This window comes from Pseudovibrio sp. SCP20 (assembly GCF_057774105.1).
Map to the genome: position 1 here is coordinate 748192 of NZ_JBYMDH010000002.1, position 19145 is coordinate 767336.

21 protein-coding genes are annotated in these 19145 nt (G+C 52.3%); 11 read left to right on the plus strand and 10 right to left on the minus strand.

Translation table 11 applies throughout. From position 1 onward, the window contains the following. Nucleotides 1-165: 165 nt before the first annotated feature. Entirely contained in the window at nucleotides 166-546 is a 381-nt protein-coding gene (locus tag AC3CB2_RS11935) for a hypothetical protein (RefSeq protein WP_008550598.1), read from the minus strand. A 291-nt stretch (nucleotides 547-837) separates the two neighbouring features. Between AC3CB2_RS11935 and AC3CB2_RS11940 the strand changes: the two genes are divergently transcribed. From AC3CB2_RS11940 to folK, 6 genes are all read left to right on the plus strand, one after another. Further along, a complete protein-coding gene (locus AC3CB2_RS11940; RefSeq protein ID WP_371256337.1) occupies nucleotides 838-1665 on the plus strand; it encodes an AraC family transcriptional regulator in 828 nt (275 codons plus the stop codon). Nucleotides 1666-1839: 174 nt separating this feature from the next. Continuing rightward, entirely contained in the window at nucleotides 1840-3072 is a 1233-nt protein-coding gene (locus AC3CB2_RS11945; protein WP_352932006.1) for a multidrug effflux MFS transporter, read from the plus strand. 23 nt (nucleotides 3073-3095) lie between these two features. Continuing rightward, nucleotides 3096-4013, plus strand: a complete 918-nt coding sequence (locus tag AC3CB2_RS11950; protein WP_352932004.1) for a helix-turn-helix transcriptional regulator — start codon at nucleotides 3096-3098, stop codon at nucleotides 4011-4013. Between the two features lie 92 nt (nucleotides 4014-4105). Beyond that, nucleotides 4106-4396, plus strand: a complete 291-nt coding sequence (locus AC3CB2_RS11955) for a putative quinol monooxygenase (RefSeq protein ID WP_352932002.1) — start codon at nucleotides 4106-4108, stop codon at nucleotides 4394-4396. Nucleotides 4397-4552: 156 nt separating this feature from the next. Next, nucleotides 4553-5374: a dihydropteroate synthase gene (gene folP / locus AC3CB2_RS11960; protein WP_352931999.1), complete on the plus strand. Its 822-nt coding sequence runs from the start codon at nucleotides 4553-4555 to the stop codon at nucleotides 5372-5374. Next, on the plus strand, nucleotides 5374-5865 hold the full coding sequence (folK, locus tag AC3CB2_RS11965) for a 2-amino-4-hydroxy-6-hydroxymethyldihydropteridine diphosphokinase (protein ID WP_008550687.1): 492 nt from the start codon (nucleotides 5374-5376) through the stop codon (nucleotides 5863-5865). Before folP ends, folK begins: the two co-directional genes overlap by 1 nt. Before the next feature lie 115 nt (nucleotides 5866-5980). On the opposite strand, the gene AC3CB2_RS11970 is transcribed toward folK, so the two are convergent. Next, nucleotides 5981-6502, minus strand: coding sequence for a cytochrome b (locus tag AC3CB2_RS11970; protein ID WP_352931997.1), 522 nt, complete (start codon nucleotides 6500-6502; stop codon nucleotides 5981-5983). 94 nt (nucleotides 6503-6596) lie between these two features. Between AC3CB2_RS11970 and AC3CB2_RS11975 the strand changes: the two genes are divergently transcribed. After that, nucleotides 6597-7043: a MarR family winged helix-turn-helix transcriptional regulator gene (locus AC3CB2_RS11975; RefSeq protein WP_352931995.1), complete on the plus strand. Its 447-nt coding sequence runs from the start codon at nucleotides 6597-6599 to the stop codon at nucleotides 7041-7043. A gap of 146 nt (nucleotides 7044-7189) precedes the next feature. Further along, nucleotides 7190-9652 carry a heavy metal translocating P-type ATPase gene (locus AC3CB2_RS11980; RefSeq protein ID WP_352931992.1) on the plus strand — a complete coding sequence of 821 codons (2463 nt, stop codon included), beginning with the start codon at nucleotides 7190-7192 and terminating at the stop codon, nucleotides 9650-9652. Nucleotides 9653-9694: 42 nt separating this feature from the next. Here the strand turns inward: AC3CB2_RS11980 and AC3CB2_RS11985 are convergent, their stop codons facing one another. From AC3CB2_RS11985 to AC3CB2_RS12015, 7 genes are all read right to left on the minus strand, one after another. Continuing rightward, the gene (locus AC3CB2_RS11985) at nucleotides 9695-10006 is read right to left on the minus strand and encodes a TM2 domain-containing protein (RefSeq protein WP_014283103.1); all 312 of its coding nucleotides are present in this window, start codon (nucleotides 10004-10006) and stop codon (nucleotides 9695-9697) included. Nucleotides 10007-10188: 182 nt separating this feature from the next. Beyond that, nucleotides 10189-10728 carry a translation initiation factor 3 gene (locus tag AC3CB2_RS11990; protein ID WP_352931990.1) on the minus strand — a complete coding sequence of 180 codons (540 nt, stop codon included), beginning with the start codon at nucleotides 10726-10728 and terminating at the stop codon, nucleotides 10189-10191. Nucleotides 10729-10739: 11 nt separating this feature from the next. Then, nucleotides 10740-11240: a metal-dependent hydrolase gene (locus AC3CB2_RS11995; RefSeq protein WP_352931987.1), complete on the minus strand. Its 501-nt coding sequence runs from the start codon at nucleotides 11238-11240 to the stop codon at nucleotides 10740-10742. A 108-nt stretch (nucleotides 11241-11348) separates the two neighbouring features. Further along, on the minus strand, nucleotides 11349-12467 hold the full coding sequence (locus AC3CB2_RS12000; RefSeq protein WP_352931985.1) for a class I SAM-dependent methyltransferase: 1119 nt from the start codon (nucleotides 12465-12467) through the stop codon (nucleotides 11349-11351). A 135-nt stretch (nucleotides 12468-12602) separates the two neighbouring features. Beyond that, entirely contained in the window at nucleotides 12603-13859 is a 1257-nt protein-coding gene (rlmN, locus tag AC3CB2_RS12005) for a dual-specificity RNA methyltransferase RlmN (RefSeq protein WP_488389884.1), read from the minus strand. Between the two features lie 301 nt (nucleotides 13860-14160). Continuing rightward, nucleotides 14161-14640, minus strand: a complete 480-nt coding sequence (locus AC3CB2_RS12010; protein WP_008550537.1) for an invasion associated locus B family protein — start codon at nucleotides 14638-14640, stop codon at nucleotides 14161-14163. Nucleotides 14641-15252: 612 nt separating this feature from the next. After that, nucleotides 15253-15813 (minus strand): RNA methyltransferase, encoded by a 561-nt coding sequence (locus AC3CB2_RS12015; protein ID WP_352931981.1) that lies wholly within the window; start codon nucleotides 15811-15813, stop codon nucleotides 15253-15255. Nucleotides 15814-15983: 170 nt separating this feature from the next. On the opposite strand from AC3CB2_RS12015, the gene AC3CB2_RS12020 reads away from it, so the two are divergent. Beyond that, entirely contained in the window at nucleotides 15984-16958 is a 975-nt protein-coding gene (locus AC3CB2_RS12020; protein WP_352931979.1) for an NADPH:quinone oxidoreductase family protein, read from the plus strand. Between the two features lie 68 nt (nucleotides 16959-17026). On the opposite strand, the gene xth is transcribed toward AC3CB2_RS12020, so the two are convergent. Beyond that, complete coding sequence (gene xth, locus AC3CB2_RS12025; RefSeq protein ID WP_193384383.1) at nucleotides 17027-17830, minus strand: exodeoxyribonuclease III; 804 nt, start codon at nucleotides 17828-17830, stop codon at nucleotides 17027-17029. Nucleotides 17831-18070: 240 nt separating this feature from the next. Between xth and AC3CB2_RS12030 the strand changes: the two genes are divergently transcribed. Both AC3CB2_RS12030 and AC3CB2_RS12035 read left to right on the plus strand, forming a co-directional pair. After that, nucleotides 18071-18511: a hypothetical protein gene (locus AC3CB2_RS12030; RefSeq protein ID WP_352931977.1), complete on the plus strand. Its 441-nt coding sequence runs from the start codon at nucleotides 18071-18073 to the stop codon at nucleotides 18509-18511. Nucleotides 18512-18539: 28 nt separating this feature from the next. After that, nucleotides 18540-19109 carry an SH3 domain-containing protein gene (locus AC3CB2_RS12035; protein WP_208990317.1) on the plus strand — a complete coding sequence of 190 codons (570 nt, stop codon included), beginning with the start codon at nucleotides 18540-18542 and terminating at the stop codon, nucleotides 19107-19109. Nucleotides 19110-19145 lie beyond the last annotated feature (36 nt).

Consider the following 19145-nt stretch of genomic DNA (forward strand, 5'->3'; position numbering starts at 1 on the left):
TAAGTATTTAGTCGAGCACGCTTTTTTCTAGGTCAGATTGGCTGGTTTGATAGATTTTGCCGGAAAAAGAACGCAATTCAGCTTCCGATAAGCTGACAAGTTCTCACCAAGACATCAAAAAATGAGGTTTATTGCGGCTTTCGGCGCAAAAGTGTGCCAGATCACTTACTCTTCATTGAGGAAGTTGTAATCGTCGATAGAAAGCAGGCCGGATTTTCTCACCAATCTTGAGCGCACATCGATCTCAGCAAGGTCGTACGCGTGCATCCATTGGCACTCATCCGGGCAACGGCCTACGATATCGAAGCTCTTGCCTGCAGGAATATAGAATTCTTCGAAGGGCTCTAAATTGATAAACTGACCATTGATCCCTATAGACATGCCAGGTGTCAGGGCGACGAAAATCTCTTCTGCCTCCGCAAACAGATTTCTCCAGATCCGTCCGGGCGTGTCAATTTGGTGGTGAAATGCGTATCCACGTTCGCGAAAGCTTGCTTGAAGCTCCTGTTTCTGTTGTTCAAGGTTAGACAGTTCAGGTAAAAGCAAGCAGTGCTCCTTTAATTTAGACCTTCGGCTAACTAATAAATTATGGGTCGGGACCATCAGTAGACAGTCGCTTGACTACAAAAAGGAATATGGCAATCTAATACCATTCAATATCGCAATATTGGGTATTGCAATCCCCAATATTTACACCAACTTATTCGTGGTGGGTGATTATAAGACAATAGAATACCCCCTGTGCGCGTAATCCCAAAAGTTGTTGGAAAACCAATGCAATTTGCAACCCAACAGTGGTTAGAAGAATGGTTTGCCCCTCTCGCCCCAAGCGAGGGCGTGAGTGCAACCAGACATGAATGTGTAGAAGTGATTCGCATGACAACCGCGACAAAGCCTCGCGCTGTTATGTATTCACCAAGCATTCGTATCGTTTTTCAGGGTCTGGTCAGAGGCCATTTGGGTAGCCAGAGTTTCCTTTATTCCCAGCAGAGCTATGCGGCACTTGTGTCTCCGATTCCACTTGAGATCGAGATCGTCGAAGCTTCGCCGGAGAAACCTCTCTACGCGGTCAATTTAGCGATTGATATCAACGTATTGGCAGAACTGATGCTGCTGATTGAGCAGGAGCCACTCGAGTTTGAGTATGGCGAAATGCTTGGTCGTCCAGCGCACCTTTCTGAAGAAGCGTTGTTTTCCGTTTGTCGTCTGATGCAGACGCTAAATAGCGAAGAACAAACGAAAATTCTCGCTGATGGATATTATCGAGAGTTTCTGTATCACGTGCTCAAGTCCGAGTACGGTGCAAGCCTACGTGTACTTTTCCAGAACAGTGAGAAGTCTCAGGGCATCGCGCGAGTTCTTCAAGTTTTGCACGAGGATTTCTCAACAAATCTGAGCGTGGACCAAATGGCGAAGATGGCATGCATGAGCATTTCTGCTTTCCATGCCGGCTTTAAGGGTGCAACTGGCCTGTCTCCGCTGCAGTATGTGAAGTCGATCCGCCTGCATAAGGCGCGCTCCATGATGCTGAGCCAGAACATGAGTGCCAGTCAGGCTGCTTACCGGGTTGGCTATGCAAGCCCGTCTCAGTTCAGCCGTGAGTTCAAGCGCTTCTTCGGCAGCTCTCCAACGCAGGAAGCAGCGAAGTTTCGTGTTGTGGGATAAGGCTTGGCGTCATTGCTCTTTGATTTTGAACAGGTGTCCGATGGATAATCGGGCACCTGTTTTTCGTTGTGCGCTCTAAGCAATTTCCCTAGAGTTGCCGCTCAACACGTGATTTTCAAGAAAACTGGTGAAGCGCATTCGGGTTAGCAACGTGCCTTGCCTTGGGGTTCGGGAATGAAAAAGGCAACGGGTACACCCACAGAGCTGCAGCTCTCTGCAGGACGGACTGCGGTTTTCGGGGCATTGCTAGTTACAATTGGTCCGCTTTCCATGGCGCTTTACACGCCTGCCTTGCCGACGCTGGCTGAGGTGTTTGGAACAACGGAAGCGGTCGCCAAGCTCACGCTCACGGTTTACTTCGCTGGCTTTACGCTCGCTCAGTTGCTCTGCGGGCCGCTCTCGGATGCGTTTGGGCGGCGGCCTATTATTCTCGGGTTCTTCAGTTGTTATCTGCTGGGCAGTCTTCTTGCCTGGTTGGCTCCCAACATTGAGATGCTGTTGCTAGGGCGGTTGGTTCAAGGGATTGGCGCGTCCAGCGGGATTGCTGTGGCGCGGGCGATTGTTCGGGATCAGTTTTCCGGTGAGGCTGGCGCGCGGATTATGAACCTGCTGGCGGTGATGCTGGGCATCGGGCCTGCGATTTCGCCTACCATTGGCGCTTTGACGTTGAGTGCGTTTGGTTGGCAGGCGATCTTTGTTTTGATGGTGGCGTATGCCGGTTTCATCCTGTTGCTGACGCTGACTATTCTACCAGAAACGAACACCTATCGGGATGCCCGCCTTATTCGCCCGAAGCAGATCCTAGCGTCTTACTGGAGGCTGCTGCGCTCCTTTGAGTTTATGCAGCCCTCGCTGATCCTCGGGTTTACGATCGGGGTGATCTATACGCTCTCCACGGTGCTGCCGTTTGTTTTGATTGAGCGGATTGGTCTGACGCCTTTGCAGTTTGGCATGGGGATGGTTCTGCAGTCTGGTTCGTTCTTCATGGGTGGGGTGGTGACGCGGTTGCTGCTTCGGCGGTTCAGCACAGAAACGCTGCTTGCGCCTGCCTTGATTTGTTGCGGTTTGGGTGGTCTGGCGTTGTTTGTTGTCACTCAGCTTGAATATCTGAGCTTTCTGAGCATCATGATCCCAATCGGGGTGTTTGCTTTTGGGGCGTCCATGGCGATGCCTGCGCTTTCCATGCGGGGGATGGAGCCGTTTCCTGAGATTGCTGGTGCTGCTTCCGCTCTGATGGGTTTCATTCAGATGGCGGGCGGGTTCTTTGGCAGCCTTGTCACGGCTATTGTGGTGCCTGATCCTGTGACGGCGCTTGGTGTTGTCATGCCAGGAATGGCGTTCATCGCGCTGTTCTTGCTGATTTTGCCGGTTAAGAAACGAGGCGTGGAAGAGCCGGTCAGTTCGTAACTGGCTGAATTTATGAGATGATTATGAACCAGCTGATCGCCGAATATTGCTCGGACAACACTTTGCTCATTCCGGAATCGCTTCATGATATGGCTGATGCGCGTTTGATTATGTCAGACGGGAAGGCCTCTATTTTTCATAAGTTTATCCGCGAGGACATGCGGGACATCGAGTTCTTTACAAGCACACCTTGTCTGGCTTTCGTGATCTCAGGGCGGGAGAGTTTTTCTTCGGCTGAGCATGAAGAGTTCGTTTTGCATGATGGTGAGATGCTCTTCATGGGGCGCGATCTTCATATGATTTCGGACTTCACCAATGAAGATGGGCCTTTGGAGGCTATCCTTTTTTTCTTTGATACTGCTGTTATTGCAGAATTCCTGAGGCGCAAGCGCATTGCAGAAGGTGATAAAGCAGCAGCGCATCAGCCGTTCAAAGTTGCCGCCAATGCTTCCATAAGCGAATACGTGGCGGGCCTGAAATCTATCTATAAAGATCTCAATAAGGCACCTCCGGATCTGGTGCGCATGAAGCTGCTTGAGCTGTTGTATCTGGTGGATTTGCTAGGGCATGAGCAACGTTTGCTCAGTTTTTTGATCGGGGCAAGCGCTGCCGGGAAACGTCGAAACATCAAGCATCTGATGCGGCACGGGAACGCCTACAATCTCTCAGTGAAAGACTTTGCCAAACTTTCGGGACGGTCAGTTTCCAGCTTTAACCGGGACTTCAAGCGCCTCAATGGTGTGACGCCGAGCAAGTGGCTGCTGGATACTCGTTTAGAGAAGGCACGGGAGCTTGTTTTTGAGGGGAAGCTTAGCGTGACAGAGATCGCGATGCAGATTGGCTTTGTGAACACCTCCCATTTCATTAAAGCCTTCAAAGGGCGTTATGATGAAACGCCGAAGCAGGCGCGGTTGTCCTACCAAGATAGTTTTGCCGGATAATTCGTGAGCTGAAAACGGCATTTTTGGTGTTTTGCGCGTATAGGCGAATGAGATGAATGGATAATTTCTCCTTGTTTTTAAAGGAGAAAAACATGTCTATCACTGTTACATTGCAAATGAAGGTTAAAGAGGCTCGCTATGCGGAGCTGCAGCAATTTCTGCAGGCCAACCTTCCCAATGTACGCGGGTTTTCCGGTGCTCTGAGCGTTGGTGTTTTTTATAATGCTGAGCAGCAAGATTTGATGCTCTTTGAAGAATGGCTATCTCAAGAGCATCACCAAGCCTACATTCAGTTCATCTCAGAGAACGGCGTCATGAGCCAGTTGCTCTCCTTCATGCAGGATGCGCCAGTGATTACTTATTACGAGCGTGAAGTTCTGTAAAATGCACTGAACTGAGTGTTGGAGTACCGATCACTCTTCGCTCTTGCTGGCTAACGATTGGTCTGAGGATGGTGAACTGTTCTCGGATCTCTCGATTTTTGCTGGAAACGTGCGCATTGGGAGGCTATGAGGGACCAGAAAGTGGGAGGGACCCTTATGGCAGAGTTTGATCATCGAGTGCTGGAAAGCTCTCAGCGGCCGCTTGTCATGGGCATCTTGAACGTGACCCCGGATAGCTTTTCTGATGGTGGGCAGTTTGATGCTCCCGCTGCTGCGCTTGCGCATGCGATTGAGATGATTGCCGAAGGGGCGGATATCATCGATGTTGGCGGCGAAAGCACGCGGCCCGGCGCGACTGTGGTTGAGGAGCTGGACGAGCTGGAGCGGGTTCTGCCGGTGCTGGATCTCATCAAAGAGCTACCGGTTCTGATTTCCATCGATACGTATAAGGCCAAGGTTGCCGCCGCCGCCTGCAAGGCTGGCGCGCACATCGTCAATGATGTTTGGGGCTTGCAGAAAGACCCTGACATGGCTGGCGTTGTGGCGGATGCCGGTGTGCCTGTCATCATGATGCATAACCGCACCGAGGTTGATGAGCAGCTGGACATCATGGCTGACATCGAGCGCTTCTTTGAAAAGTCACTCAAGCTGGCTACAGATGCTGGCATTCCGGAAGAGCATCAGATCCTCGATCCGGGCTTTGGCTTTGGCAAAACCCTTCAGCAGAACTATCAGATCCTGAACCGGCTTTCTGAGCTTCGTAAGTTTAACCGCCCAATCCTTGCGGGGGCATCTCGCAAACGTATGATTGGATATGTGTTGAATAATGAAGCGCCAGAGCGTATGGCTGGATCGCTTGCAGTCCACACGCTTTCGCTACAACACGGAGCGCAAATTCTGCGAGTGCATGATGTGAAGCCGCATGCTGATGCCGTGCGGATCTTCCAAGCAATGAAAGAACTAGGCAGCAGCCAATAATGACACAAGAAAAGATTGTTGCAGCACTTGGTTTGGGCTCAAATCTTGGCGATACCAAAGCGAATATCGACGGTGCAGTGGCCGCATTGAATGCTGTCGAGGGAATATCTGTTTTAAAAAAGTCATCCGATTATCGCACACCGCCGTGGGGGCCAGTGCCACAGGATGACTACCGCAACTGTTGCATTACGGTGGAGACGGTTCTGTCTCCGCGTGACCTGCTGAATGCAGGTCTGGATGTCGAAAAGCAGCTTGGCCGTGTGCGTGATGTGCGCTGGGGGCCGCGGACGATTGATATCGACCTGCTCATCTATGATCATGCAAGCGTTGAGGAAGAGGGGCTGCAGGTTCCGCATCCGCGCATGGGCGAACGTGCGTTCGTGCTTATTCCGCTGACCGAGATCTGGCCGGAAGCACCTTTGCTGGATGGGCGTACTGCAGCTGAAGCGCTGGAAACCTGCGCTGATAAGGAAGGCATCTACAAGCTGTAGATGCCGTAAAGCAGTCCTTGGCTTCGTAGAAACACATGAACTGCTTTAGGCTTTAACTTTGCGTATCTTTATCCGAAAACCGGTTCCCACTTTTCGGCGATACGCAGTGATCTGCTTAAGCCGTCTTCATTCTGGCGACCAGATTATCCTTCAGCACAAACTGATGATAGAGCGCTGCGATCACGTGCAGTGCGAATGAGGCGAGCAGAACAGGCGCTGCGAAGCCATGAAGTGCAGCTGGTGGAATTGTGATGTTCTCTGGCCATGCCTGCCAGTCTCCAGCGATTGCCAGTTCCATCAGACCAGCAAACAGCGACATGCCCATGCCTGAGATGACGAGAGCTAGCGGGGCGAGGTAGAGCAGTAGGTGAACCAGCTTTGACAGGCTGATCATCACAATACCCCAATCAGGATCTGGTTTTGGCCGTGCGTGTTTGATGAGCAGCACGATGCGGTAGATCAGAAACAGCCCTGTAAGAGCTCCAAGGCCTGCATGAGCCATGAAGATGTTGAGTTTTTCAGGTGAGACAGCCGTTCCTTCAAGGACTTTGCCCAGAATGAAAACAGCAATGATGGTGGCGGCAAACAGCCAGTGCAGGATGATTGTCGGGCGACTATATTTTTGTGGCGAAGACATTAGAATTACCTTTGGCGATAGGAATGATCTGATTTTAGTTTACATGTAAATTAGATGTCAATAATATAATAGAAGCAATAATTTCTGGAATTCGATGACCGAGACGATTTCATATCTGCCGTCCATGGGTAGATTGCTGAACACCTTGTCTGAGGCGGCCTGTAGCCTGGCTGAAGACTATCTGCGTCCCCATGACCTTTCTCTGGCACAATGGGTGGTGCTTTCTGCGCTGTGGCGTCAAGACGGACTGAGTGTTTCGGAGCTTTCTGATTACTCTGGCAAGAAAACTGCCGCGCTTTCGCGTTTGCTTGATCGGATGGAAAGCAAAGAACTGGTGAGCCGGTCAGCGGTTGAGGATGATAAGCGCTCTGTGAAAATCCATCTGACGGAAAAAGGGCAGGGGCTTTCTCATCTCATTGATATGTACAGGCATGTGAATGGGGTTTTGCTGGCTGACCTGACTGAGGAAGAGCAGAAGCTGTTGCTTCCGATGCTGGAACGCATGCTGCAGAGCGTTCAGACAAAACATGGAAAGCCGTGAGATCTGAAGCCTTAGCTGCTCGGCTTGATCAAAACCGATCGTGTCTTCGAAAAGAAAATTCATAGAAATCGCATTTTTACCCTTGAAGCTACAGCGACTAGAGGTCTTATCTTCTCTTGCAATGATAAAATTGCATGGAGCAGATCATGTCCAACGCGGAAGGTCGAAGCCAAAACATCTCACCGGAAGAGCCACTAGATCACGCTACAAAAAGCTGCTGCTCCAATAAGGCTGAGCAGCCTCAAAAGGCAGAGAGTTCTTGTTGTTCTGGTCAAGGCGATGCGCAAGAGAAAGAGAGCTCTTGTTGTTCTTCCAAGCCTGAAGCTTCTGCGGATGAGTGCTGTGGTTCGGCCCACGAGCACAAGCACACGCATGTTCACGCTCATACCGGATGTGGCTGTGCCAGCGAAAATGAAGTTGCTATCCCCGATGTAACCAACTGGAAAGGTGCGCGTTCGTTCCGTGTTGAAGGGCTGTGCTGTGCGGAAGAGATGGGTATTCTTCGCCGTGTGGTTGGCCCCGTTGTTGGCGACCCCGAGTATCTGGCGTTTGATGTGTTGAACGGGAAGATGATTGTTTCTCCCGTTGCTCGTGATGTCACCGACGAGCAGATTATGAAGGCGGTTGATAGCACGGGAATGAAAGCCGCTCTGTTCATTGAGCAGGAAGCAGCTGATGCACGTGCAAAACAGCACCGGCGGTTGGGCACCTTTACCGTTGCTAGTGGTTTGTTCTGGGCGGCTGCCATTATTGTTCAGGCAACTCTGTTCTTCTCAAGCACCAGTTCCACAGACGTGTTCAGCGTCTTTGACTCCGTTCCTTCCGGGCCGGTTGAAGTGCTGTATATGCTTGCCATTGTTGCTGGTCTGCGTTTGGTGGCTCCAAAGGGCTGGTATGCCCTGAGGACGTTGCGGCCTGACATGAACCTGCTGATGCTGGTGGCGGTTGCTGGTGCAATTGGTATTGGTGAGTGGTTTGAAGGGGCGACCGTTGCCTTCCTGTTTTCTCTCTCACTTTATCTGGAAAGCTGGAGTGTTGGGCGCGCTCGCAAGGCTGTGGCCGCGCTTATGGATATTGCACCAACTGTTGTGCGCTTGCTCAAGCCAGATGGCGGCGAAGAGGAAGTTGCTGCCAACAGCGTGAAGCCGGGTGCAGTGTTTGTTGTGCGCGGCGGTGATCGTATTCCGCTGGATGGCGTGGTGCGCAAAGGGGTCGGCAGTGTCGATCAGGCTCCGATTACGGGTGAAAGCGTTCCCGTGATGAAGGAGGCTGGTGATGACGTTTATGCTGGTACCATCAATGGCGAAGGCAGCTTTGAGGTAGAGGCGACCAAGGGCGCTGATGACACCATGCTGGCCCGTATCATCCGCATGGTGAGCGAAGCACAGGCGCGTCGCGCTGCTGCTGAGCAGTGGGTTGAGAAGTTTGCTCGTGTTTATACGCCAGCTGTGATGGTTCTGGCTGTGTTGCTGGCTGTTATTCCGCCGTTGCTGTTTGGTGCGGCCTGGATGGATTGGTTCTATCGCGCGTTGGTTCTGCTGGTCATTGCCTGCCCCTGTGCGCTGGTGATCTCCACGCCTGTCTCCATTGTTGCTGGTTTGACCTCTGCCGCTCGCAATGGCGTGCTGATCAAAGGTGGTGTGTTCCTTGAACTGCCTGCTCGTTTGAAGGCTTTGGCTTTTGATAAGACCGGCACCATCACCAATGGCCTGCCAACAGTGACAGATGTTTACCCGCTGTCCGGCCATAGCGTGGAAGAGCTTCTTGTGCGTGCAGCTTCTCTGGAAGCCCGTAGTTCTCACCCTCTGGCAGAAGCGATCCTGACACGAGCGAAGGAAGATGGCGTTGCGTATCAGCCTGCTGAGAATGTTGAGCTGTTGCCGGGGCGTGGCCTTTCCGGTCAGCGCAATGGCAAGAGCTATTGGCTCGGATCTCGCCGGTTCCTGAATGAAAAAGACTTCGACATTGGTGAAGCAGATGCCAAAGCACGTGAGCTGGAAGCTGAAGGCAAGACCGTGGTTGCGGTTGGCACCGATGCTCACGTATGTGGCCTGATCGCGCTGGCCGATACTGTTCGCGACACCGCAGAGGAGCTGGTTTCCCAACTGCATAAGGCTGGCGTTGAGAAGCTGGTGATGCTGACAGGTGATAACAAGGCAACGGCGGAGCGGGTTGCGGCTTCTGTTGGGATCGACGAAGTGCGTGCTGAGTTGCTGCCGGAAGATAAGGTGGCCGCTGTTGAGCAGCTCTCTCATGAATATGAGACTGTGGCGATGATCGGTGATGGTGTGAACGATGCACCTGCGATGGCCCGGGCGAGCTTCGGTGTGGCAATGGGCGCGATTGGCTCTGATGCCGCGATTGAGACGGCTGATATCGCGTTGATGAAAGATGATCTTTCCCGTCTGCCGTGGCTCATCCATCACTCAAAACGGACGCTTCAGATCATCCACCAGAACATTGCTTTTGCGTTTATCGTGAAAGGCCTGCTGGTGATCCTGACCGCCCTCGGCTTCGCCAGCCTCTGGGCCGCGATCCTCGGGGACGTGGGGGCTACGCTGATCGTGGTAACCAACGCCCTGCGATTGCTGAAAGATCGCGCAGAATAGCAAAAGAAAAGCCGAGGTTGGCGCCTCGGCTTTTTCGTGTTCTTACTTCACGTAGAGAGCGGTTTCAGTCGCAAGCTGAATGTTTTTGTTGCGAGCCGCACCCATGATCAGGAACCAGTCGATCAGTGTCCAGATGCCGAGTGCACCGAGAGTGATAAGCTTCAGGATGCCAAGGCCGATCTGACCAGTGTAGAAACGGTCGATGCCGAGACTTCCGAGGAATAGGCCAAGTACGAGAGCTACGGTCGGGTTCTTCTCTTTACCTGCAAACATCACGTCGAAGTCAGACTGCTTGTCTTCAGCAACGTTGTCTCTGATTGTTTTCAACTGCATAAAGTAATTTGCTTTGTTCATAACTCACCTTTCAATTGCACGGATGTGCGGGTGCAAATTCTTGATTGAAGAAGTTAGCTTTATATCTTTTAAATTGCACTCTGCAAGGTTTATATTGGCGTCTTTTTATATGTTGAACCACTTAGTTTTTGCAGTGTGTTTTGCCATGATGATGACTGCCCCAAAGTGAGGGAACACCTCTCCTAACGAGATGTGTCAGAGGGCGATCGCTTGTTTATCCACCAGCTGCCGGATGCTTTGCCGGCGATGAGCCAGTAGATGAAACCGGCGATAAAGCCTGCGGAGGCTGCAACGGATGAGCCGGGGCGGAGGCCTTCGGTTGGTGGTGTTGGGGTTCCGGGTGCAGAGTAGGCAATGATGCTGCCTGCTTCGTTTGAGACGTAGAACAAGTCAGCGGGAAGTGCGCCGCCGATGCCCCAGAGGACGAGGGCGATGAGGCCACCTGCGGAGACATGATAGATGACGCCTCGCCATTTCATCAGTTCAGCAAAGCCAATGGCGAAACCGCTCGGGATGAGCGACAGAGCTCCAATTACGCTTGCGGAGATAATCGTGCTCCACGTGATTGCAATGAGCTGGATGATATCTGCCTCAGGTCCACCATGAACGCTCAGGGTTCTGAAGAAGCCCCAGGACAAAAACAGACCGGCTGCGATGATTGCCAATGAGAAGCCTAAAGCGATACGGAGCAGCTGAAAAAAGAGCTTGGTTCCGTCGATCATTGTGCAATCCTTTATGTCTGTGTCTGATGCGGTGATCTTCTGCTTTTCAAGAATACACCAATAGCTATTGAGCAGATGAGGATTTCAATTGCAAATGTCCAGTGCAGGACGAAGCTCCAGATATAATTCTCGTAGATAGCCGGGATTTTTATGAGTTCGACTTGGAGTTTGGAGAACGGGGCAAGCCAGAAGACAGGTGCTGCAACACTGTCCAAAATCATGTGTAGCAGGCCGCCGATGCTTACTCCGAACAAAGCAACACCCGAGCGGGATTTTCTCGACAACAGGATGGCTGATAGCGTAAGGAGCGTGAGCCAGGTTATCGGCCAATGAGAAGGGTAGTGCCTGTGATGGGTACTCTGGCTGTCTACAAGATAGAAGTAGAGCATGTCAGCATCAGGAAGAATGCTGCCGATTGCGATCCAAAGGACGAGTTGCCGGGACTTCAGGTTCAGCTGTTTGGTAGCTGCTTTTCCAAGCAGGTAGCCAGCAGGGAAATGAGCAATAAACATGATTGGAGCCAATAGGATATGAGATTAGCTAGAACCATTCATCATGACTATGGCGAGAGTTAGCAGTGCTCACATGTTTGCTCTAAGTTGAGCAATCAACCGATCACGTCACCCATTCTCCGTCCTCGTCAGCAGCATGGCTACGCTGATGAAGTGGAAGTCGTAGAGGTGGGGGGCTTCGCGGACGCGGTGTTCGCCGCGGGCGTAGATGCTGTCGAGGAGCTCTGTGGTGTTTGGGAGATGTGAGAGGGCTGCTCTTAGGGGAGCTTCGGTGAAGGCCCGATAGAAGTTCACAATTTGCCGAGCATAGGCGGAGGCATCGTTGTCCTGCTTGTATTGCTCTACGAATGGGACCGGTGTTTCGTAGCATTCTGCTTTGTCTATGTTGAACAGATGAGACAACGACCCGCTCCCAGGTTTTACAGGTGCTGTGAGCTGTTCCAGGCTGCGTATGTAGACGGGATGATAGTAGCGCTCATAAGTATCTTGAGAGATTGAGCCGTCGGCGACGTGATCGAGCAGAGACAGGTTGAATAGGTTTACGATCCCGTCTGCGGTTGAGACGTGTTCATTTCTGCCGACAGTTTGCAGCATGAGTTTGCCACCGGGGGCGAGTTCGTTTGCGCGTGCTTTGAGAAATGTTTCCAGATCATGGGCGGCTTGCTTTTCACAGACTTCCTTATCTTTCGCTGAGATAGAGCCTCTTTCATCTGAGAGACTTGGGCCGTTGGGCATAACGTAGTCGGGCAGGCGTTCAAGCGGGCGTTCTGAGAGGAATACTGTGGCATTGAAGGACGTTGCCAGATGCACAGAGCCGGGTGGTAGCAACTGGTTGAACATGGAACCGCCGACGATGCTGCCGAAGACAGATGGATCGGTGTAAGGCGGTTGGGTTCGGTTTCCTATGGTGTGGAGCAGGGTAGTGTAATCGTTGCTGGGCAGATCGCTATGGATTGTCTGAACTGGATTGGTGCCATGCTGTCTTGTGGCCTCAGTGAGCTGAGCCATGATCTGTATGGAGTTGGCCCCCTCAGAACAACCGTAATCAACAAATCGGAGCGGTGATCCGTTTGTTGGCATTGGCAGGTTGCCGACAGCTTCGTGAAGCCATGGGTACACATAAGCGATGGTGGCTTGCTGTGGAGCAGAGTTCTTGTTGTAGAACCCTTTGGCCTTCATGCCAGTGGTTGTAGCGTTTTTTTGCGAGGGATGTGCTTTGTCTGTCATGGGGGTGATGTCCAGTTATCGCATCTGTCCTGACGGCACGATATCTGAAGTCCGTGCACATGGAGTGAACGCAAAGAAAAAGGCCGGCGCTTATCTCAAGCACCGGCCTTTCGAGTAATTATTGCTGAGCTTTGGTTAGGCGTCGCCCTGGGTCTGCGCTTTTTCAAGAGCTTCACGCTCTGATTTACGGAGACGCTCAGAAGCGGACTTCAGCTGGCCACAGGCAGCGAAGATATCGCGGCCACGTGGGGTACGGATTGGAGAAGCGTAGCCTGCGCGGTTCACAACATCTGCGAATTCTTCGATCTGTTCCCAGTCGGAGCACTCATATGGAGAGCCCGGCCATGGGTTGAACGGCAGCAGGTTGATCTTTGCCGGGATGCCTTTGAGCAGCTGTACCAGTTTCTTCGCATCTTCAAGGCTGTCGTTGACGCCTTTCAGCATCACGTATTCGAAGGTTATGCGCTTTGCGTTGGACAGGCCCGGATAGTCACGGCATGCCTGAAGAAGCGTTTCCAGATTGTACTTCTTGTTGATCGGAACCAGTACGTTACGGAGCTCGTCATTCACTGCGTGCAGGGAGATTGCCAGCATACAGCCGATTTCGTCACCGGTGCGTGCAATCTCTGGGGTGACGCCAGAGGTGGAAAGCGTAATACGGCGCTTGGAAAGGGACAGGCCATCACCGTCGGAGGCGATCAGCAGTGCTTTCTTGACGTTCTCGAAATTGTAGAGTGGCTCGCCCATGCCCATCATCACGATGTTGGTGATGCGGCGGCGATTGGATGTGGATGCGTCCAAACCACCTTCTGGTGCATCTGCATCCGGGAAATCATTGAGACGGTCTTTCGCGAGCATCAGCTGTGCGAGGATCTCTTCTGCGGTCAGGTTGCGAACCATTTTCTGCGTGCCGGTGTGGCAGAAGGTGCAGGTGAGGGTACAGCCAACCTGAGAGGAAATGCAGAGCGTTCCACGGTCTTCTTCCGGGATGTAGACGGTTTCTACCTCAACCGGTTTACCAGCGCCGCGGGACGGGAAGCGGAACAGCCATTTGCGGGTGCCGTCTACGGAGATCTGTTCTGTGACAATTTCCGGACGGGCGATGGTGAATGCGAAGTCCAGCTTAGTGCGCAGGTCTTTGGAGACGTTGCTCATCTTGCTGAAATCAGAGATGCCGCGAACGTAGAGCCAGTGCCACAGCTGGTTCACGCGCATGCGGATCTGACGTTCTGGGACACCTACTGCAGCAAGGGCATTGCCCAACTCTTCACGGCTGAGGCCGATAAGGGATGGCTTTTCTTCCTGCACCGGATCTGTTGCAGGAGTTGATTTTGCTGCGCTGGTCGCCGCCGGATCAGCGGATTTGTGCGCGATGTCTAACGATACCGCCATGGTCATTCACCAGTTGTTCTTAGATGCTCGGCTTTAAGCTTATGTTCTTTGCGTATTCAAGCCCGAAGAATGTGCCTCACTCTTCAGCAATACGGTTTAGCAGGAAAAAGCGGGAAATGAGTGCCCATTGCTCGCTGCCAAAAATGCGAAGAGGCGGTCGCCAGCAGCAACCGCCTACGTATTCGGCACGCTTATAGCCGAAATCGCGTAGTTTGAAAATCCCAGATCTCAAATTGCGTGGCGGCAAGCTGGCGCAGGCAAGAGACCTCTATGCTCTCAAACAATTCTGAGTGTCAGCGCCTTATTGGCAGGCGCTGGTAGCATCCCTTACAGCAGCAGTGATGCCACTCAAGGAAAACTTGTAGGAAGTTTTGGTGCCGCGAGCGGACTCGCCAGAAATAGACATGGAACTGCCTGCTTTCATAGCGTCAACCAAACGCTTCTCTTCCGCAGCGTTCTGAACCCATGCGCCGTCACCTTTGGTGAACATGGTGAACTGCTGACCATCAACATTGGTCGTGACCAGAGAGCCTTCTTTAAATGGATAACCCACTATAAAGCTTGGCTCATTGGATACGCCTTCACTTGGACGGGTAGAAACGAAGAAGAAGACTTCACCGTGGTTTCTATCTGTCGGCAGTGATTGTGTTGGTGCGGAAATAGCATAACACACCTTACCACCGCTCTGGGTGTTGAAGGTGTAGGTTGCCCAATCCTTGTTTTCTTTCAAGAGGGCAGGAGACTGCGCATTTGCAGTCGCGCCCGAGATACCAAGAGCCATTAAGGCAGTTATCAGGATACGTGCTTGCATCTTCTCCAAACCGCGTTGCGTACGACAAAATCTGAGATTCTGTGCGAAAACCCATAAAACTTAATGTTAGGGTTACTTTAAAGATGGTTACAAAAGGGTTGATACCCTGTTTTTACAGAGGCAAAAAATTATTTGCCTTTGAACCGCTCCATGAATGCTGGCAACAGAAATCTGGCGGGAGTGTGGCACGCACAGCCATAATATCAAGCGTAAAGCCACTAATGAATTTCCGTTTTAAGTGACGGAAGACAGTAGATATGCAAGTTGATTATTTGCTGTATTTAACGCGCTAGTAAATAAGCGCTAATTGCCTTTAAAAGCTCAGATTTTCCGATGTCTTTTCAAATTAATTGGCAGCATTTTACCCAGTAAAAAATATGGGCGCCTTTCCACATAGTGTTCACAGATTGAGAGAAAATGCGAAGCAAAGAGCCGTTAAGAATTACGAATTTGTAATGTGGAGACGCTGTGTCGGGCCAAGCGCGTTAATTTAAAAATTTACGCAATGCATTTGCCATGGTGAGAATTAAAGGTTGCCATTTGAGAATGCATATCAGAAATGGCAACCTGCTCTCGAATCACTCAGGAGTTGCTATCGAAGCCCGGAACTTTTCGACCAGTTCTGAAGATCGGAGCACCATGAACGTGTTCCAGTAGCGGGTCTTTAGGTGCCCCAGCGGTTATAGAGCGTTCGGCGTACTTTCCGTGCGCCATGTAGCGGTCATACAAAACCAGAGCAGCAGCGACGCCAACGTTCAAGCAGAACTTGGTTGGGATTTTGACGATGTAGTCACAGCGTTCCTGCATCTCTTTGGAGAGGGAGCCGCGCTCAGGGCCAAGGATGTAGGCTGCTTGCAGCGGATGACCGAAGCTTGGCAGCTCGATTGCATCGTCGGTGAGTTCGACACCAACGAGTTTGCAGCCGCGTGGGAACTGCATTTCATCAACCGAGTTCCAAGCAAAGTACGGCAGGTGGTCCGGGCTTTTGGAGGTGTCGGCCTTCATGGCAGCTCCAAGCCCTTTGATGTGTGCATCGACTGTAAAAAAGTAACTTGCTCCGAATGCATGACCTGTACGCATCAGCGTGCCAACATTCATGGATTTGGAAAGCCCTTCAGAGCCAATAGCAAAATAACCGCGCATGCCCAGTTGTTCTCGTTGTTGATGTTGTGCGCTTCATACCTCCAACTGCGGTGTTCCTGCAAGTCTGTGAGGGCTCGGAGGTGTTTTAATCGTAAAGTGACACCAATGGCGGTTTTGAGGTTTGGCGATTGCGCGTGTAATTTTGCGGGTAAGAGAGAGGGCTGTATTTCATGAAAGCTGTTATCTGCGAAAAGCTTGGTGGGCCGAGTGATCTGGTTGTTCGGGAACTGGAAGATCCAAGTGCTGGGCCGGGAGAAGTGTTGGTTCGCGTGAAGGCAGCGGCACTCAACTATTTTGATACTCTGATCATTCAGGGCAAATACCAGTTCAAGCCTGAGCTTCCGTTTTCTCCATCAGGTGAGATGGCCGGTATTGTTGAAGCTGTGGGTGAAGGTGTGACTCGCTTCAAGGTTGGGGATCGTGTGGCGTCCTATGCGAAATGGGGTGCAGCACGTGAGCTGTATGTTGCTCCTGAGGATGAAGTGGTTCTGGTGCCTGATGCCGTTTCGCTCAAGCATGCGGCAGGTCTTTTGATCACGTATGGCACGGCGATCCATGGCCTGCGCAGCAGAGCGCACTTGCAGCCGGGGGAAAGCGTTGCTGTTCTTGGAGCTTCCGGTGGAGCCGGGCAGGCGGCTGTTGAGGTTGCCAAGCTGATGGGTGGTCGCGTGATTGCCTGTGCTTCTTCTGAAGATAAGCTGGCCCATGCAAAAGCTTGTGGTGCTGATGAGTTGGTTGATTACTCTCAAGGTGGATTGAAGCAGAAGCTGAAAGATCTGACAGACGGCAAAGGGCTTGAGGTCGTTTATGATGTGATCGGCGGCGACTATGCGGATGATGCCTTGCGGGCCACTGGCTGGCGCGGGCGTTATCTGGTTGTTGGCTTTGCGTCCGGTACTATTCAGAGGATCCCGGCTAATCTGGCGCTGCTGAAAGGCTGTGACATCCTCGGTGTGTTCTGGGGGGATGCGGTGGTTCGGGAACCTGAGGAGCATTACAAGGATTGTGAGCAGTTGTTCCAATGGGTGGCTGAGGGCAAATTGAAGCCGCATATCCACGCTGAATATCCGTTTGAGGATATTGCTCTTGGTCTGGAGGAGATCTCCAGCCGCAGAGCCAAGGGCAAAGTTCTACTCATTCCGTAAGGCGTAGATACAGAAAAAGCGGGAGGTTGCTCCCGCTTCTTACTCACATCGTATTGCGTGTTGGAAGATTAAGCTTCCAGTACAGCCATGACTGGGGCGTGGTCGGATGGCTTTTCCCAGCCGCGGGCATCACGCATGATCTGGACGTCTTTGGTGTGCTGTGCTGTTTCCGGTGTCATCCAGACGTGGTCAAGGCGGCGGCCTTTATCTGATGCGGACCAGTCTTTCGCACGGTAGCTCCACCAGGTGTAGATCTTCTGATCCATCGGCATGTGCTTGCGCATGGTGTCGACGTAGTTGCCAGCTTCACGCACGTCTTCAAGGCGCTGACATTCCAGCGGCGTATGGGACACCACTTTGATGAGCTGCTTGTGGGACCATACGTCGTTTTCGTAAGGGGCGATGTTCAGGTCGCCAACAACGATGGACTGGCCGTCGAAGCCTTTGAACCAGCTTTCCATTTCATCGAGGAACTTGAGCTTGTGGGCGAACTTGTCGTTGACCTCTGGATCCGGCACATCGCCGCCTGCTGGGACGTAGAAATTATGGATGCGGACTTTGCCGCCATTGAAAGCAACATCAGCTGCGATGTGGCGGGTGTCGCCCATTTCGCAGAACTCTTTGCGCTCAACGTTTTCTAACGGTACGCGCGAGAGCAGGGCAACGCCGTGGTAGCCCTTTTGGCCGTGCACCTCTACATGGCGGTAACCCAGTTTGTTGATCGCGGCTGTTGGGAAGCTGCCATCCGGGCATTTTGTTTCCTGCAGGCACAACACATCCGGGGCGTGGTCCAGTAACATTTTCTCGACGATCGGAAGACGGAGACGGACTGAGTTAATGTTCCACGTTACAATTTTGAGGCGCTTCGTCATGGGGGCGTTCTTACCTGCTTTGGAGAATCATGGCCTAAACCTAAGGGTTAGGCGCGGTTCTGGCCAGAAAAACTGATATGAACTGCGATTTTGTTCACGTTATATTCTTCAAGGCAAGACATAAATTGCTTTTAAAACCCGATGTTTTGTCAGGCCACGTTGTTAGCCCCTTGGTGGCACTCTTCTCCTAATTATGCTGGCTGTAAGTTTTGGCCAGCCTGCAGTTAGGATCAGGGTCAAATGAAATACGCAATGTTTGTAGGCTGTTGTCTTGCAGCGGGTATGGTGGCTCAATCTGTGAGTGCCAGCAGTTTGTCGACACGCTCAGGTTCCGTTGATTATCCGGGATTCCGGCAGGTTCAGTTCAGTGAACGCAGCAACATCATACCGCCCATCAAGCCTCTTGATCGGCCCGTTGAACCGGGTGATAGCCTGAGGCCGGGGCAGGCGCAGCCGTATCTGCCAACGGATCGGGGTGCTGATCATCCGTCCTTCAATCCACCTCCCGGTGCTTATCCAGCAGGTTCTGCGCGTCCGGGCTCATTGCCACCGCCAATACCGGGGCCATCCGGTCCGTTGCCTCCCGCTCCACCGATAACTGGTTTGCCGCCTGCTGGTGGTGCCCCCGCTGGGCCGGGATTTGGAGGGCCTTCTTATGGAGGTCCGGCTTATGGCCGTTGATTGTTCAGAGCAACAGGAAGAGGTCATCATGAAGATTATAGCCTGGGTGCTGGCTGGCCTCGTTCTTCTGGCCGTTATCATCTATTCCAACGCTGCCTTTGCGCAGAGTGGACATGCTGGTTACACGACAACTGGTGTGAATATGAGAACAGGGCCGGGAACCAAGTATCCTGTCATTACGACCATTCCGGCAGGTGGTGTGGTGTTCATCAACTACTGCACCAAGAACGGCTCATGGTGTGATCTGACCTTCCGTGGTGCTCCGGGGTGGGTTTCTGCGCGGTATATCCGTTATGGCGTCGAGGGACCGCATTACTCACGCACGCTGCCATATGTTGCGCCTTATGTGGGACTGCCATTTATCTATCGGCGGTATCCGATCTACCCACGCTATCCGCATTGGCGTCCTTACCCACACCCACGGCGTGAGATCCCGGCTTATCCGTTGCAGCCATCGCGGCCAATTGAAGTGCCAGCTGTTCCTTTAACGCCAGCGCAACCGATCGCTCCGCCTGTCACGCCGTCTATTCCGCTGACGCCGGCACAGCCAATCGCGCCGCCATCTGTACCGGCAACGCCATTATCGCCTGCTCAATGAGAAAAAGCTCACGAGGTGCCTCGTGAGCTTTTGTTT

Coding starts and splice junctions, on each gene's coding strand:
- AC3CB2_RS11990 (WP_352931990.1), bottom strand. CDS start 10,728: ATGATCGACGGAACCAAGCTCTTTTTTCAGCTGCTCCGTATCGCTTTA.
- AC3CB2_RS12010 (WP_008550537.1), bottom strand. CDS start 14,640: ATGGCTCTTGGTATCTCGGGCGCGACTGCAAATGCGCAGTCTCCTGCC.
- AC3CB2_RS11985 (WP_014283103.1), bottom strand. CDS start 10,006: ATGAACAAAGCAAATTACTTTATGCAGTTGAAAACAATCAGAGACAAC.
- AC3CB2_RS12035 (WP_208990317.1), top strand. CDS start 18,540: ATGAAGATTATAGCCTGGGTGCTGGCTGGCCTCGTTCTTCTGGCCGTT.
- AC3CB2_RS12030 (WP_352931977.1), top strand. CDS start 18,071: ATGAAATACGCAATGTTTGTAGGCTGTTGTCTTGCAGCGGGTATGGTG.
- xth (WP_193384383.1), bottom strand. CDS start 17,830: ATGACGAAGCGCCTCAAAATTGTAACGTGGAACATTAACTCAGTCCGT.
- AC3CB2_RS11945 (WP_352932006.1), top strand. CDS start 1,840: ATGAAAAAGGCAACGGGTACACCCACAGAGCTGCAGCTCTCTGCAGGA.
- AC3CB2_RS11975 (WP_352931995.1), top strand. CDS start 6,597: ATGACCGAGACGATTTCATATCTGCCGTCCATGGGTAGATTGCTGAAC.
- AC3CB2_RS11955 (WP_352932002.1), top strand. CDS start 4,106: ATGTCTATCACTGTTACATTGCAAATGAAGGTTAAAGAGGCTCGCTAT.
- AC3CB2_RS11980 (WP_352931992.1), top strand. CDS start 7,190: ATGTCCAACGCGGAAGGTCGAAGCCAAAACATCTCACCGGAAGAGCCA.
- folP (WP_352931999.1), top strand. CDS start 4,553: ATGGCAGAGTTTGATCATCGAGTGCTGGAAAGCTCTCAGCGGCCGCTT.
- AC3CB2_RS12020 (WP_352931979.1), top strand. CDS start 15,984: ATGAAAGCTGTTATCTGCGAAAAGCTTGGTGGGCCGAGTGATCTGGTT.
- AC3CB2_RS12015 (WP_352931981.1), bottom strand. CDS start 15,813: ATGCGCGGTTATTTTGCTATTGGCTCTGAAGGGCTTTCCAAATCCATG.
- AC3CB2_RS11970 (WP_352931997.1), bottom strand. CDS start 6,502: ATGTCTTCGCCACAAAAATATAGTCGCCCGACAATCATCCTGCACTGG.
- AC3CB2_RS12000 (WP_352931985.1), bottom strand. CDS start 12,467: ATGACAGACAAAGCACATCCCTCGCAAAAAAACGCTACAACCACTGGC.
- rlmN (WP_488389884.1), bottom strand. CDS start 13,859: ATGGCGGTATCGTTAGACATCGCGCACAAATCCGCTGATCCGGCGGCG.
- AC3CB2_RS11950 (WP_352932004.1), top strand. CDS start 3,096: ATGAACCAGCTGATCGCCGAATATTGCTCGGACAACACTTTGCTCATT.
- AC3CB2_RS11995 (WP_352931987.1), bottom strand. CDS start 11,240: ATGTTTATTGCTCATTTCCCTGCTGGCTACCTGCTTGGAAAAGCAGCT.
- folK (WP_008550687.1), top strand. CDS start 5,374: ATGACACAAGAAAAGATTGTTGCAGCACTTGGTTTGGGCTCAAATCTT.